This is a genomic window from Streptomyces coeruleorubidus (assembly GCF_028885415.1).
Lineage (GTDB): Bacteria > Actinomycetota > Actinomycetes > Streptomycetales > Streptomycetaceae > Streptomyces > Streptomyces coeruleorubidus_A.
Map to the genome: position 1 here is coordinate 3303271 of NZ_CP118527.1, position 14666 is coordinate 3317936.

13 protein-coding genes are annotated in these 14666 nt (G+C 69.9%); all 13 read right to left on the minus strand.

Annotated elements, in window-relative coordinates; genetic code table 11:
- Positions 1–10 precede the first annotated feature (10 nt).
- Entirely contained in the window at positions 11–1198 is a 1188-nt protein-coding gene (locus PV963_RS15280; RefSeq protein WP_274816263.1) for a hypothetical protein, read from the minus strand.
- A gap of 98 nt (positions 1199–1296) precedes the next feature.
- On the minus strand, positions 1297–1599 hold the full coding sequence (locus PV963_RS15285; protein ID WP_274816264.1) for a GNAT family N-acetyltransferase: 303 nt from the start codon (positions 1597–1599) through the stop codon (positions 1297–1299).
- Between the two features lie 30 nt (positions 1600–1629).
- Positions 1630–1767: a hypothetical protein gene (locus PV963_RS15290; RefSeq protein ID WP_274816265.1), complete on the minus strand. Its 138-nt coding sequence runs from the start codon at positions 1765–1767 to the stop codon at positions 1630–1632.
- A 158-nt stretch (positions 1768–1925) separates the two neighbouring features.
- On the minus strand, positions 1926–3890 hold the full coding sequence (locus PV963_RS15295) for a TIGR03960 family B12-binding radical SAM protein (RefSeq protein ID WP_274816266.1): 1965 nt from the start codon (positions 3888–3890) through the stop codon (positions 1926–1928).
- Between the two features lie 98 nt (positions 3891–3988).
- A complete protein-coding gene (locus PV963_RS15300; protein WP_274816267.1) occupies positions 3989–5494 on the minus strand; it encodes a CYTH and CHAD domain-containing protein in 1506 nt (501 codons plus the stop codon).
- A gap of 56 nt (positions 5495–5550) precedes the next feature.
- Positions 5551–6753 (minus strand): rod shape-determining protein RodA, encoded by a 1203-nt coding sequence (gene rodA, locus PV963_RS15305; RefSeq protein WP_274816269.1) that lies wholly within the window; start codon positions 6751–6753, stop codon positions 5551–5553.
- Positions 6750–8996 (minus strand): penicillin-binding protein 2, encoded by a 2247-nt coding sequence (gene mrdA, locus PV963_RS15310; protein WP_274816270.1) that lies wholly within the window; start codon positions 8994–8996, stop codon positions 6750–6752. Before mrdA ends, rodA begins: the two co-directional genes overlap by 4 nt.
- A gap of 148 nt (positions 8997–9144) precedes the next feature.
- Complete coding sequence (gene mreD / locus PV963_RS15315) at positions 9145–9816, minus strand: rod shape-determining protein MreD (RefSeq protein ID WP_274816271.1); 672 nt, start codon at positions 9814–9816, stop codon at positions 9145–9147.
- A 13-nt stretch (positions 9817–9829) separates the two neighbouring features.
- Positions 9830–10777 carry a rod shape-determining protein MreC gene (gene mreC, locus PV963_RS15320; RefSeq protein WP_274816272.1) on the minus strand — a complete coding sequence of 316 codons (948 nt, stop codon included), beginning with the start codon at positions 10775–10777 and terminating at the stop codon, positions 9830–9832.
- A 144-nt stretch (positions 10778–10921) separates the two neighbouring features.
- The gene (locus PV963_RS15325; protein WP_004001297.1) at positions 10922–11941 is read right to left on the minus strand and encodes a rod shape-determining protein; all 1020 of its coding nucleotides are present in this window, start codon (positions 11939–11941) and stop codon (positions 10922–10924) included.
- Between the two features lie 262 nt (positions 11942–12203).
- Positions 12204–12617 (minus strand): nucleoside-diphosphate kinase, encoded by a 414-nt coding sequence (gene ndk / locus PV963_RS15330; protein WP_274816273.1) that lies wholly within the window; start codon positions 12615–12617, stop codon positions 12204–12206.
- A gap of 65 nt (positions 12618–12682) precedes the next feature.
- Positions 12683–13039 (minus strand): DUF4233 domain-containing protein, encoded by a 357-nt coding sequence (locus PV963_RS15335; RefSeq protein WP_274816275.1) that lies wholly within the window; start codon positions 13037–13039, stop codon positions 12683–12685.
- Between the two features lie 6 nt (positions 13040–13045).
- Positions 13046–14566 carry a bifunctional tetrahydrofolate synthase/dihydrofolate synthase gene (folC, locus tag PV963_RS15340; protein WP_274816276.1) on the minus strand — a complete coding sequence of 507 codons (1521 nt, stop codon included), beginning with the start codon at positions 14564–14566 and terminating at the stop codon, positions 13046–13048.
- Positions 14567–14666: the final 100 nt, after the last annotated feature.

Sequence of the window (14666 nt, forward strand, 5' to 3'; positions counted from 1 at the left end):
CCAGTGTCGTTCAGTCCTTCGTGAGAGCGGTCGTACTACTACCAAGAGTACGTGCCTCGCGGCCCGAAGGTTCCCCGAGGTCGACCGGCTGCGGCTGCACCGGCTCGCCGAAGAGCATCCGCCGGAAGTCGGCGCGCGCCTGCCGTACGGACTCCCGGGCGGAGGCCAGCGCCTGCCGCGTGGCCCGTCCCACACTGCGGGCGGCCTCGGCGGCGGGCCGCAGGACGGTGTCCCGCACGACGTGCCCCACGGGCGTCAGCACGCTCCGGTACACCCACCGCACCGGCTCGACGAAGATCCACCGGAAGAGCGTCGCGAGGAACCGTCCGACGGCGAGCGAGATGTGCCCGGCGATCCGCCACGCGTGCCCGAGGGCGTCCAGGACCTCCCGCCCGATGACCGCGAGGACCCGCCCGACCGGGGCGAGGACCCAGCGCCAGAGGGCGAGGGCGGGCAGGACGAGCAGGATCCGGGCGATCCAGTAGAGGCCTGTCCCGATGCCGGTGACGACCATGCTCACCAGCCACACGAGCCCCTTGCCGCACCAGACGATCGCCCGCCCGACGGGCGCGAGCACCCACGTGTACAGCCACACGGCGGGTACGACGACCAGATACCGGGCGAGCCACGCCACGACCGTGTACACGCCGATCCCGACCGCGGCGAGCACGGCGCCGAGCCCCCTCAGCACCCACATCACGGCCCGCCCGACCGGCGCGAGCAGGTACGAGTACACCCAGCCGAGCGCGGTCCCGACGCCCTTGGCGACCTGTGTGGCGACCCATGCGATCGCGTGTCCCACCGGCGTCAGCACGTACCGGTAGAGCCACACCACAGGCACGACGAGGAGCACGTTCCCGAGCCACCCGAGCGCCTTAGCCACCGGCACGACGACATACCGCCACAGCCCCACGAAGGGCCAGACGAACACCGCCCGCCCGAGCCACAGCAGTGCCCGGCCCAGCGGCCGCAGCAGCACGTCGTTCAGGAACCGCCCGGCGACGACGAGCGCGTCCCACACCATCCGCACGGGGACGACCAGCACGAGCACGACGATCCGCACGGGAATCCGGATCGCGACGGAGAGGCACCCCTCGGGCGCCGCCTCACGCACCGGCGGCGCGGACGGTTCGGGCACCCGTTTCCCCAGATCGACGCGCGTCTCGGAGCCCACTCGGGCCGGCTTCTCCAGATCCATACCGTCGTAGACGCCTCAGCACCCCGTCCGGATCCAGCACCGCACAGCCCCGCCCCGTTCTTCCGCAGATCCTCCACCTGGCGTCATGATCATACGGCTCACGCGCCCGCGACCCGCGCCTGCAGCAGCCGGGGCGACTCCTGGAAGCCGCACCGGGCGTAGGCGGGAATCGCCCGCGGGCTCGAGTGCACGGTCACCCGCTCCAGCCCGAGCTCCCGGTCCCCGTCCAGAACCGCCCGGATGAGCCGCCCGCCCAGCCCGCCGTCGCGCGCCTCGGGTACGACGTACACGCACTGGAGATCGCCTGAGGCCCGCCGCGGCGCCCGCGGCGTGGGGACCCGCTGCACCACCGCCAGCCAGGCCATACCGATGACCACGTCATCGTCACGCACGACCACCATGCACCGATGCGAACCGGCGTTGTCCCGGGCCTACTCGACGAAGTGCCGTAGGAATTCGGCGCGTTCACCGAGGGCCTCGCCGCCGTTCTCGACGAGCCAGTCCCATCGCAGGGCCGCCACGGCCGCCAGTTCGCCGGACCGAGCCGGGCGGATGCTGATGTTCTCCATCAGGGCATTGTCCGGTCGGCGGTCCCGTCCGCCTCCCAGCAGGTCCGCCGGCCGGCACTCGAGTACCTCGCAGAGCGCGGCGAGGGTCGAGAAGCCCCCCTCCAGAACGGAGGGGGCTCCCAGTAACACGAGAGGGATTGGTGACGGTCGGACGATCTTCAGTGCGCGTGACCGCTCGGCGCCGGTGCCGCGTTCTTGACCGTCAGGGGCAGCAGCTTCTTCCCCGTCGGGCCGATCTGGATCTGGGTGTCCATCTGCGGGCAGACCCCGCAGTCGAAGCACGGCGTCCAGCGGCAGTCCTCGACCTCCGTCTCGTCGAGGGCGTCCTGCCAGTCCTCCCAGAGCCAGTCCTTGTCGAGACCGGAGTCCAGGTGGTCCCAGGGGAGGACCTCCTCGTACGTCCGCTCGCGGGTCGTGTACCAGTCGACGTCGACGCCGAAGGGGGCCAGCGCCTTCTCGGCGCACCGCATCCAGCGGTCGTACGAGAAGTGCTCGCGCCAGCCGTCGAAGCGGCCGCCGTCGTCGTAGACCGCGCGGATGACGGCTCCGATGCGGCGGTCGCCGCGGGACAGCAGGCCCTCGACGATGCCGGGCTTGCCGTCGTGGTAGCGGAAGCCGATGGAGCGGCCGTACTTCTTGTCGCCGCGGATCTTGTTCCGCAGCTTCTCCAGGCGGGCGTCCGTCTCCTCCGCCGACAGCTGCGGGGCCCACTGGAAGGGGGTGTGGGGCTTGGGGACGAAGCCGCCGATCGAGACCGTGCAGCGGATGTCGTTGGACTTCGACACCTCGCGGCCCTTGGCGATGACCTTCGTCGCCATGTCGGCGATCTGGAGGACGTCGTCGTCGGTCTCCGTCGGCAGGCCGCACATGAAGTACAGCTTCACCTGACGCCAGCCGTTGCCGTACGCCGTCGCGACGGTCCTGATCAGGTCCTCTTCCGAGACCATCTTGTTGATGACCTTGCGGATGCGCTCGGAGCCGCCCTCGGGGGCGAAGGTGAGGCCGGAGCGGCGGCCGTTGCGCGTGAGTTCGTTCGCCAGGTCGATGTTGAAGGCGTCCACGCGGGTGGACGGGAGGGAGAGACCGATCTTGTCTTCCTCGTAGCGGTCCGCGAGGCCCTTGGCGATGTCGCCGATCTCCGAGTGGTCCGCCGAGGAGAGGGACAGCAGGCCCACCTCCTCGAAGCCCGTCGACTTCAGGCCCTGCTCGACCATGTCGCCGATGCCCGTGATGGAGCGTTCGCGGACCGGGCGGGTGATCATGCCGGCCTGGCAGAAACGGCAGCCGCGGGTGCAGCCGCGGAAGATCTCCACCGACATGCGCTCGTGGACCGTCTCCGCCAGCGGGACCAGGGGCTGCTTGGGGTAGGGCCACTCGTCGAGGTCCATCACCGTGTGCTTGGAGACGCGCCACGGGACACCGCTGCGCTTCGGCACGACTCGGGCGATACGGCCGTCCGGCAGGTACTCGACGTCGTAGAAGCCGGGTACGTACACCCCGCCCGTCTTCGCCAGGCGGAACAGGAGCTCCTCGCGGCCGCCGGGGCGGCCCTCCGCCTTCCAGGCGCGGATGATCGCGGTGACCTCCAGGACGGCCTGCTCGCCGTCGCCGATCACCGCGCAGTCGATGAAGTCCGCGATCGGCTCGGGGTTGAACGCGGCGTGGCCGCCGGCCATGACGATCGGGTCGTCCAGGCCGCGGTCCTTGGCCTCCAGGGGAATCCCGGAGAGGTCCAGGGCCGCCAGCATGTTCGTGTAGCCCAGCTCCGTGGAGAAGGACAGGCCCAGCACGTCGAAGGCCTTCACGGGCCGGTGGCTGTCCACCGTGAACTGCGGGACGCCGTGCTCCCGCATCAGCTCCTCGAGGTCCGGCCACACGCTGTAGGTGCGCTCGGCGAGGACGCCCTGCTGCTCGTTGAGCACCTCGTAGAGGATCATGACGCCCTGGTTGGGCAGGCCGACCTCGTAGGCGTCCGGGTACATGAGCGCCCAGCGGACGTCACAGGAGTCCCAGTCCTTGACCGTGGAGTTGAGTTCTCCGCCGACGTACTGGATCGGCTTCTGCACATGCGGGAGCAGAGCTTCGAGCTGCGGGAACACCGACGCAGCGACTTCGGCAGGCATGTCGCGCACCTTCGTGAGCTGGACTGAACGGACAGGGTGACCATCCAGACTAACGCGACCGGGCCGAACCTTCGTACGCGCGGAAGATCAGCGGGAGATCACAGGCCCGCCGCCCCGCCCTTGATCCCGTCCCAGAATCCGGGCAGCTCCCGCTCCACGCGCACCGCCCGCTGCTCCTCGCGCTCGTGGAGCAGGCCGTAGGTGAAGTCGCTCTCCCCGGCCGCGTGGGCGACCGCCGACAGCTCGCGCAGCGCCTGCCGGGCCATCACGCTGTCCTGGTGCTCGCCGAGCAGGTTCTGGAGCGATTTCATGGACTTGCCCAGGGCCTGGGCCGGTTTGCCGAGGGCCGGTCGGGCGGCCTCCGCCGCGTAGCGGGCGCGCTTGGTCTTCTTGCGGGCCTCGTGGATCGCGACATCGCGGTCGGTGCCGGGCTCCAGTTCCACGGCCCGCTCGACCAGCTCGGCGACCTTGCGGAAGTCCTTCTTCACGGCCTTGGCGATCCGCTTGTGGGGCTTCTTGCCGGCCGCCTTCCGCAGTGGCGGGTCGGCGATCAGCGCATCCAGTGCGTCGAGCAGGGTGAGGTAGCGGCGGGAGTCCAGGACGCCGATGAGCCGGCCGCGGGCGCCGCCCTGCTCGGCGCTCGCCCAGGTGTGCAGCCGCTCTTCGACCGGGCCGCGGACCAGGCTGGCCGGCACCTCGGCGAGGGCCGCCGTCAGCCGTTCGGTCAGCACCTCGCGGTCCCGGTCCAGGCCCAGCTCACCGGCCAGCCACTTCAGCTCGTCACCGACCGGGTCGGTGACTGTCCGGTCGAGGACCTCGCCGTACGACTTGAAGGTGCTGCGCAGCCGCCGGGTGGCCACGCGCATGCTGTGCACGGAGTCCTCGGCGTCCCGCCGCACGGCCGGGTCGAGCTCGACGAGGGCGTCCCGCTGCGCGCGCAGGTACGCCAGGACGTGGTCTGCGGCGGTCACCGGTTCCCCTGCGGAGACGGACGCGCGCTGCTGGTGCGGCGCCGTCTCCGCCAGGGCCCGCGCCAGTTTCGACGCCGAGGCCGACGGCCGTACGCCCGCCTTGCGCAGCCGCTTCTCCACCTTGTCGAGGAAGGCCGGGTCTCCCCCTTCGGCGAGCTCCACCTCTATCTCCGTCCACTGCGCTTCACCGCCGCCGCCCGTGAGCCGGTCGGCCCGTACGGCGTCGACGCTGACCTCGGCGAGCAGCCGGCCGTCGGCGTCGACGAGGTGGCGTACGTCGCGGTCGGAGCGCAGCCGGACGACGGGCAGCAGTTCGCCTCCGCGGACGCGGGAGCGGACGAGTCCGGCGAGGGTGTCCGGGAGGGTGTCGGAGAGCGGGGCGCGGATCTCGTCGCGGACGCCGGGGGCGACGGGGAACTTCAGATGCCAGCCCGCGTCCGAGCCGCCGGTGCGGCGGCGCAGGGTGACGGACGACGCGGCGAGGCGTTCGTCGGCGGTGTCGTAGTAGGTGGCGTCGAGGTGGGCGACGCCCTTGTCGAGCACGGCCGCGACCCCGGCGACACCGGTCAGGTCGGGAATACCGCTGTCCTCGGATTCGTACTTCCGCTCGATTTCGCGCTTGGTGTCCGCCATGGGCCGAATCTAGTCGGCGCGGGCGCGGGGCGGCAGGGGGCCGCCCCGCGCTGTGGTCAGGCCGACATCGGGCGCTGTACCCGGATCGACTGCAAGAGACCGACCGCTATCCACACGGCGAACATCGACGAACCGCCGTACGACACGAACGGCAGCGGCAGGCCGGTGACCGGCATGATGCCGAGCGTCATGCCGATGTTCTCGAACGTCTGGAAGGCGAACCAGGCGACGATGCCTGCGGCCACGATCGTGCCGTACAGGTCGGTGGTCTCCCGGGCGATACGGCAGGCCCGCCACAGGACGATGCCGAGCAACAGGATGATCAGGCCGCCGCCGAGGAAGCCGAGCTCCTCTCCCGCCACGGTGAAGACGAAGTCCGTCTGCTGCTCGGGCACGAACTGTCCGGTGGTCTGCGAGCCGTGGAAGAGGCCGGAGCCGGTCAGGCCGCCGGAGCCGATGGCGATGCGGGCCTGGTTGGTGTTGTAGCCGACGCCGGCCGGGTCGAGCTCGGGGTTGGCGAAGGCCGCGAAGCGGGCGATCTGGTAGTCGTCGAGCACCCCGATCTGCCAGACGGTGACCGCGCCGATGGCGCCCGCGCCGAGCAGCCCGAACACCCACCGGTTGGTGGCGCCGGAGGCGAGCAGCACGCCGAGCACGATGATGACCATCACCATGACCGACCCGAGGTCGGGCATGAGCATCACGATCACCATGGGCACGGCGGCCAGGCCCAGCGCCTGCATGACCGTGCGGTGGTCGGGGTACTGCCTGTCGCCCGCGTCGACTCTGGCCGCCAGCAGCATCGCCATGCCCAGGATGATCGTGACCTTCACGAACTCCGAGGGCTGGAGGGAGAAGCCGCCGGGCAGCTTGATCCACGAGTGGGCGCCGTTGATCGTGGAGCCGAGCGGGGTGAGCACCAGCAGGATCAGCAGGACCGAGAGGCCGTACAGGACCGGCACGGCCGTGCGCAGGCCGCGGTGGCCGAGCCAGATCGTGCCGGCCATCAGGGCGAGGCCGATACCGGTGTTCAGCAGGTGCCGGACGAGGAAGTAGTACGGGTCGCCCTGGTTGAGCTCCGTGCGGTTGCGGGTCGCCGAGTAGACGAGGAGCGTGCCGAGCAGCGACAGGGCCGTCGCCGACAGCAGGATCGGCCAGTCGAGCCGCCGCGCCACCGAGTCACGGGCGAGGAGCCGGGTCCAGCCGGAGCGCTCGGGGCCGTAGCCGGAGACCTGGAAGCTGTTCACACCGCCGGTCATGTCGGCAACCTCCGGCTTCCCCGCCGGCGCCGGCGCCTTCGGGTGTCACGGTTCTGCGGCGTCGGCGGGGGCGCCGTCGCCGGCTGGAGCGGGTCGGCCGGGGCGTTCGGGTCCTTCTTGTTCGCCTGTTGGTCCTTGGCCGGGTCCTCGGGGACCTTCGGGGAGGCGATGGTGCCGTCCGTCTTGACCTTCGGCAGGGCCTTCTGCGGGGTGGGCAGCAGCGCCTTCTTCGGGTCGATGTCGCCGTCCGGAGAGACGCCGTACAGCGCGTTGTAGATGTTGCGGACCGCCGGGCCGGAGGCTCCGGAGCCCGTACCACCCTGGGAGATCGTCATGACGACCGTGTAGTCCTTGGTGTACGTGGCGAACCAGGAGGTGGTCTGCTTGCCGTAGACCTCCGCCGTACCCGTCTTGGCGTGCATCGGGATCTTGTCCTGCGGCCAGCCGCCGAACCGCCAGGCGGCCGTACCGCGGGTGGCGACTCCCGCGAGGGCTTCGTCTATCTCGTCGCGCGTCTTCTGCGTCATCGGAAGCTTGCCGTGCGCCTGGGGCTTGATCGGTGTGACCGTCTTGCCGTCTGCGCTGATGACGGCCTTGCCGACCGAGGGGGTGTACATCGTGCCGCCGTTGGAGATGGCTCCGTAGATCGTGGCCATCTGGATCGGCGTGACGAGGGTGTCGCCCTGGCCGATGGAGTAGTTGACGGAGTCACCGGCGCGCATGCGGTTGCCTTCGAGGCAGTTCTCGTAGGCGATCTTCTCGGCGTAGCTGCCGTTGCGCTTGCCGGTGCGGCACCAGGCGTCCTTGTTGGCCTTCCAGTAGTCCAGCTTCCACTGACGGTCCGGGACGCGGCCGGTGACCTCGTTGGGCAGGTCGATGCCGGTCTCCTTGCCGAGGCCGAACTGGTGGGCGGTCTTGTAGAACCAGTCGTTGGCGTTCTTCTTCGGCTTGGTGCCGCCGTCCCTCTTCCACTCCTCGTGGGAGAGCCGGTAGAAGACCGTGTCGCAGGAGACCTCCAGGGCGCGGCCGAGGCTGATCGGGCCGTATCCCTTGGACTCGAAGTTCTTGAAGACCTGGCCGCCGATCGAGTACGAGCTGGAGCACTGGTAGGGGCCGTTGAAGGAGTAGCCCGCGTTGACCGCGGCGGCCGTCGGGATGACCTTGAAGATGGAGCCGGGCGCCGACTGGCCCTGGATCGCGCGGTTGAGCAGCGGGTAGTTGGAGCTCTTGCCGGTGAGCCGCGTGTAGTCCTTGGCGGAGATGCCGCCCACCCAGGCGTTCGGGTCGTACGTCGGGTTGGATGCCATGGCGACGACGCGGCCGGTCTTGGCCTCCATGACGACGACGGCGCCGGAGTCTGCCTTGTAGTTCGTGCCCGTGTTGCGGTCGTGCTCCTTGCGGGCCTGCTTCATGGCCTCGTTCAGCTCGTACTCGGCGATCCGCTGGACGCGCGCGTCGATGCTGGTGACGAGGTTGTCGCCGGGGTGGGCCGGGTCGGCCTCGGCCTGGCCGATGACGCGGCCGAGGTTGTCGACCTCGTAGCGCGTGACGCCGGCCTTGCCGCGCAGCTGCTTGTCGTACTGGCGCTCCAGGCCGGAGCGGCCGACCTGGTCGGAGCGCAGATACGGCGAGTTGGTGTTCTGCGCCTTCTTGATCTCCTCGTCGGTGACCGGCGAGAGGTAGCCGAGGACCTGGGCGGTGTTGGCCTTGCCCGGGCTCGGGTAGCGGCGCACGGCCTCGGGCTCGGCGGTGATGCCGGGGAAGTCCTCGGCGCGCTCGCGGATCTGGAGGGCCTGCTTGGGGGTGGCCTCGTCGGTGATGGGGATGGGCTGGTACGGCGAGCCGTTCCAGCAGGGCTGCGGCGTCTCGGCGTCGCACAGCCGGACCTTCTCCTGGACCTCCTTGGGCGTCATGCCCAGGACTCCGGCGAGCTTGGTGAGGACTTGCTTGCCGTCGTCCGGCATCTTCAGCAGGTCGGTGCGCGAGGCGGAGACGACCAGTCGCGTCTCGTTGTCGGCGAGGGCCACGCCGCGCGCGTCCAGGATGGCGCCGCGGACGGCCGGCTGGACGACCTGCTGGACGTGGTTCCCCGACGCCTCCTTGGCGTACGCCGCGCCCTCACGGATCTGGAGGTACCACAGGCGTCCGCCGAGGGTGAGCAGCAGGGAGAGGACGAGGACCTGGATGACGACGAGCCGGATCTGGACCCGTGAGTTCCGGCCGGTCTCGGGAATGTTGGTCACTGCGGCCGCCTCCCCCTCTCAGTGCGCGTACGGATGTGCGGATACGACGGTGTGTCCGGGCACGCGTGTGCGGACACGAGTGATGAACGACGGGCCCACGAGGCGGCGTTCCTACCGGAGGGGTCCGTTCGGGTGAACTTCCCTGCGGTCACAGCCGCTTGACCCCCTTGATGCGCCCGGCCCGCGCCATCCGTGCCCGGGCCGCCTTCACCCGCAGCCCGTTGCGCTGGCTGCCGATCTTCAGGCCGGTGCCGCCGGAGAGCCAGCCGGAGGAGATGTCGGTGGTCTTGACGGCGGAGCCGGCCTCGGCGAGCGGATCGTTCTCGGCGCGTCTGGCCAGCGCCATGACCCCCGGCACCACGAACGGGGCGAGCAGCAGGTCGTACAGGGCGGCCGTGAACAGCAGGCTGCCCAGGCCCACATGGCGGGCAGCGGTGTCACCGACGAGGGCACCGACCCCGGCGTACAGCAGGGTGGAACCGAGGGCGGCGGCGACCACCACGACCATGGGGCCGGTCGCGGACTTCAGCTGGCCCGTCTCCGGTTTCACCAGGCCCGCGAGATAGCCGATGACGCACAGCACGAGGGCGTAGCGCCCCGCGGCGTGGTCGGCGGGCGGGGCCAGATCGGCGAGCAGGCCCGCGCTGAAACCGACGAGGGCGCCACCCACATGGCCGTACACCAGCGCGAGGCCGAGGACGGTCAGAAGCATCAGGTCGGGCACGGCGCCCGGCAGATGGAGGCGGGCGAGGACGCTCACCTGGATGACCAGGGCGACGACGACCAGGGCGGAGGAGAGCAGGATCCGGTTGACGCGCATGAGGTGACAGCTCCTACTGCTCTTGCTGGTTCTGGCCGTCCACGGGGGCCTCGGCGGACGGCGTCACGGTCACCGTCACCGTCGGCCTGGGGGTCGGCTTCGGCTTGGGCGGGAGCACCGTGTCGCGCGGGTCCTTCTTCGGGGCCTCGACGACGACACCCACGATGTCGAGCTTGCTGAAGGCGGCGTACGGCGTGACGTAGAGCGTGCGGGTCAGCCCGCCGCCGGACGGGTCGACGCGGGAGACCACGCCGACGGGCACGCCGGGCACGAAGGGCCGGTCGGCCTGCGACCCGAAGGTGACCAGGCGGTCGCCCTTCTTCACCTCCGCCTTGCCGTTGAGGAGTTCCACGCGCATCGGGCGGTCGCCCTGCCCGGAGGCGAAGCCGAGCTCGTCGCCGGCCTCCATCCGGGTGCCGACCGTGAAGTCGGGGTCGCTGGCGAGCAGGACCGTGGCGGTGTTCGGCCCGACGGTGGTGACGCGGCCGACGAGCCCGTCCCCGTTGAGGACGGTCATGTCGCGCTTGATGCCGTCGTTGGCACCGACGTCGATGGTGATGGTCCAGGAGAAGCCCTGCGCGGCTCCGATGGCGATGACCTCGGCGCCCTTGATGCCGTACTGGCCCTGGCCGGAGATCTTCAGCATCTTGTCGAGCTGCTTGAGGCGGCTGCGGCTGCGGTCGTCGCTGCCCAGCCGCGCCTTCAGGGCCGCGTTCTCCTCTTCCAGCGCGGCGAGCCGGTCGTGCCGCTCGCCGGAGTCCCGGATGGCGGAGACCGCGTTGCCGACCGGGTCGACCGCGGCCGACACGCCGCTCTCGATCGGGCCGAAGACCGTCGCCGCGGCCTGCCGGGCACCGTCGACCGGGGAATCCTCCCCACCGCGAATGTCCACCGTGATCAACGCGAACGCGATGGCGATCAGCAGCACCAGGAGCAGCCGGCTCTCTCGTGTGTCCCTCACGTGCGGCGGCCGTGCCCTTCCTCATAGGAATTCGGGAAGCCCCAGGGAAACCCGAGGGGCTGCATTGTGGGAGCTTATGCATCTATATCAACGATCCGCCGTACGAGAGGAGATCGTCCCGTACGGCGGAATCGAAGAGTTACGTCATCTGCGCGGCTGGGCGTCCAGCACCTGCTGGAGCGCCTCGAACTCCTCGACGCACTTTCCGGATCCGAGCGCCACGCTGTCCAGAGGGTCCTCGGCGATGTGGATCGGCATACCGGTCTCCCGGCGCAGCCGCTCGTCCAGGCCCCGCAGCAGCGCTCCGCCGCCGGTCAGAACGATTCCTCGGTCCATGATGTCGCCGGACAGCTCCGGCGGACACTTGTCGAGGGTCGTCTTGACGGCGTCGACGATCGCGTTGACCGGCTCCTCGATCGCCTTGCGGACTTCGGCCGCGGAGATCACGACGGTCTTCGGCAGCCCGGAGACCAGGTCCCGGCCGCGGATTTCGGTGTGCTCGTCGGAGTCGAGGTCGTACGCCGAACCGATCGTGATCTTGATCTGCTCGGCCGTGCGCTCACCCAGCAGGAGGGAGTACTCCTTCTTGATGTGCTGGATGATCGCGTTGTCCAGTTCGTCGCCCGCGACACGGATGGACTGGGCGGTGACGATGCCGCCGAGAGAGATGACCGCGACCTCCGTGGTGCCGCCGCCGATGTCGACCACCATGTTGCCCGTGGCCTCGTGGACCGGCAGGCCGGAGCCGATGGCCGCGGCCATGGGCTCCTCGATGATGTGCACCTGGCGGGCGCCGGCCTGGGACGACGCCTCGATGACGGCGCGGCGCTCGACGCCCGTGATGCCCGAGGGCACGCAGACGACGACCCGCGGACGAGCCAGATACCGCCGCTTGTGGATCTTCAGGATGAAGTAGCGGAGCATCCGCTCGGTGATCTCGAAGTCGGCGATCACGCCGTCCTTCAGCGGACGAACGGCAACGATGTTGCCGGGCGTGCGCCCGATCATCTTCTTTGCTTCGGCACCGACCGCGAGGATGCCACCGGTGTTGGTGTTGATCGCGACGACGGACGGCTCGTTGAGTACGATCCCGCGACCCCTGACGTACACCAGCGTGTTGGCGGTCCCGAGGTCGACAGCCATGTCACGGCCGATGAACGACATTGAGTTCCCCATCAGGATTCGTCTGGCCTTCCCACTGGCTTTTGAGGGCTTTTCAGGTAGGCAAAGGTGGGTGCTGTGACGTGAAGGCTTCCATCGTAGACGCGCCTTCGCGAACACTGCGGGAGGGTCTCCGCCATTGTCAGCAGATGCTGTGCGGGTTCGCTTGTGGAGACGGGCGTTCGGGGACCATCGTTCCCTCGATCGCCACGCATATGCCAGAAAGTCCGGGAGCCGTGCTCCCAGACTTCCCTCGCCGTTCTCCTTACGCGCGACCCGGGAAGAAGATCTTCACCTCGCGCTCGGCGGACTCCTCCGAGTCGGAGGCGTGAATCAGGTTCTCCCGGACGATGACGCCGTAGTCGCCGCGGATGGAGCCGGGGGCCGCGGCGATCGGGTCGGTCGGGCCGGCGAGTGCCCGCAGCCCCTCGATGACCCGCTCACCCTCGACGATCATCGCCACGACCGGGCCGGAGGCCATGAACTCCACCAGCGGCTCGTAGAAGGGCTTGCCCTTGTGCTCGCCGTAGTGCTGCTCCAGCGTGTCCTGGTCCAGGGTGCGCAGTTCCAGCGCGGTGATCGCCCAGCCCGCCTTGCGCTCGATGCGGCTGATGATCTCGCCGGTCAGGCCGCGACGGACGGCGTCGGGCTTGAGGAGGACGAGGGTGCGCTGGCTCACGACGGGCTCCTTATGCATAAAGGTTGTGCGGGAAGACGAGATTACCCGGCGTGTCGGGGCGCCTGTTACGCAGCGTCAGGTGTGGAGGAGCCGGCCTCGGCCGCGAATCTCGCCTTCGCCTCGTCCACCTTCCGCCCGTAGTGCACGGACGCCCACCACAGGGCCGCGAAGACCACGCCCAGGAAGAACATCATCGGCACGGCGAAGCCCGACGCGATGAGCGCGATCTGCAACGCCCAGCCGAGCGCGACCCCGCCCGGGCGTGTCACCAGGCCGCACAGCACCAGGCACAGGAACATCGCGACACCGCAGACCGTCCACACGGTCGTCATGGACAGGTCGGGGTCCTTCATGGCGACCAGACCGGCGAAGCCGATGATGAAGAACTCGCCGATCAGGGTCGAAGAACAGAGCGTACGCACGGGATCTCAGCCCCTCCCCAGGAGCAGTCGGGCCTCGCCGACGGTGATGACGGAACCGGTGACGAGCACTCCGCCGCCCGCGAACTCGTCTTCCTCCTCGGCCAGCGTGATCGCGGCCTCCAGCGCGTCGGGCAGCCGCGGCTCGACCTGGACGCGCTCCTCGCCGAACACCTCGACGGCGATGCCGGCCAGCTCGTCGGCGTCCATCGCGCGGTGACTGGAGTTCTGCGTGACCACGACTTCGGCGAACACCGGCTCGAAGGCCTCCAGCAGCCCCCGCACGTTCTTGTCGCCGCTCGCGCCGACGACACCGATGAGCCGGCTGAACTGGAAGGCCTCACCGATCGCCTCGGCCGCCGCCCGGGCGCCCGCGGGGTTGTGGGCCGCGTCGAGCACGACGGTCGGGGAACGCCGCACGACCTCCAGCCGCCCCGGCGAGGCGACGGCCGCGAACGCCTTGCGGACCGTGTCCAGATCCAGCTGCTCCGCCCGCTGCGCGCCGACCCCGAAGAACGCCTCCACTGCGGCCAGCGCGACGGCCGCGTTGTGCGCCTGGTGCGCGCCGTGCAGCGGCAGGTACACCTCGGTGTACTCGCCGCCGAGCCCGCGCAGTGTCAGCAACTGCCCGCCGACGGCCACCTGCCGGTCCACGACACCGAACTCCAGCCCCTCCCGGGCCACGGTCGCGTCCACCTCGACGGCCTTCTTCAGCAGCACCTGCGCCGCGTCGACCGGCTGCTGCGCCAGGATGACCGTCGCGCCCTGCTTGACGATGCCGGCCTTCTCGGCGGCGATCTCCGCGTGCGTGGTGCCGAGCCGGTCGGTGTGGTCGAGGTCTATGGGCGTGACGACGGCGACGTCACCGTCGATCACGTTCGTGGCGTCCCAGGAGCCGCCCATGCCGACCTCGACGACGGCGACATCGGCGGGCGCGTCGGCGAACGCCGCGTACGCCATGCCGGTGAGCACCTCGAAGAACGACAGGCGGTACTCCTGCTGGCCGTCGACCATCTCCACGTACGGCTTGATGTCCTGGTACGTCTCGATGAACCGCTCGGCGGAGATGGGGGCGCCGTCCAGGCTGATGCGCTCGGTGATCGACTGCACGTGCGGCGAGGTGTAGCGGCCGGTCCGCAGCTCGAAGGCGCCGAGCAGGGCCTCGATCATGCGGGCCGTGGAGGTCTTGCCGTTCGTCCCCGTGATGTGGATCGACGGGTACGACCGCTGCGGCTCCCCCAGCACGTCCATCAGCGCGGCGATCCGGCTGACGGAGGGCTCCAGCTTGGTCTCGCCCCAGCGCGTGGCGAGCTCCGCCTCGACCTCGCGCAGGGCCTTGTCGACCTCGGGGTCGGCGGGCCGGGTCGGGATGTCGGCCTCCGGGGGGCCGCCCTGGGTGCGCAGGGTTCGGCTGCCGGCTTCGATGACCGCGAGGTCGGGGTCGCGGGTGGTCTCCTCCGCGATGATCTCGTCGAAGCTGTCGAGGGGGTCGGGCTGGTCGTCGTCGTGGTCTGGAGGGAGCTCGCTCACGGGGCCAGTCTACGGAGCGGGGGTGACATTGCTCGGGGGTGGTTTGTGTCGTGGTGTTCGTGCGGGTCGTCTGTGGCTTGCCGCGCAGTTCCCCGCGCCC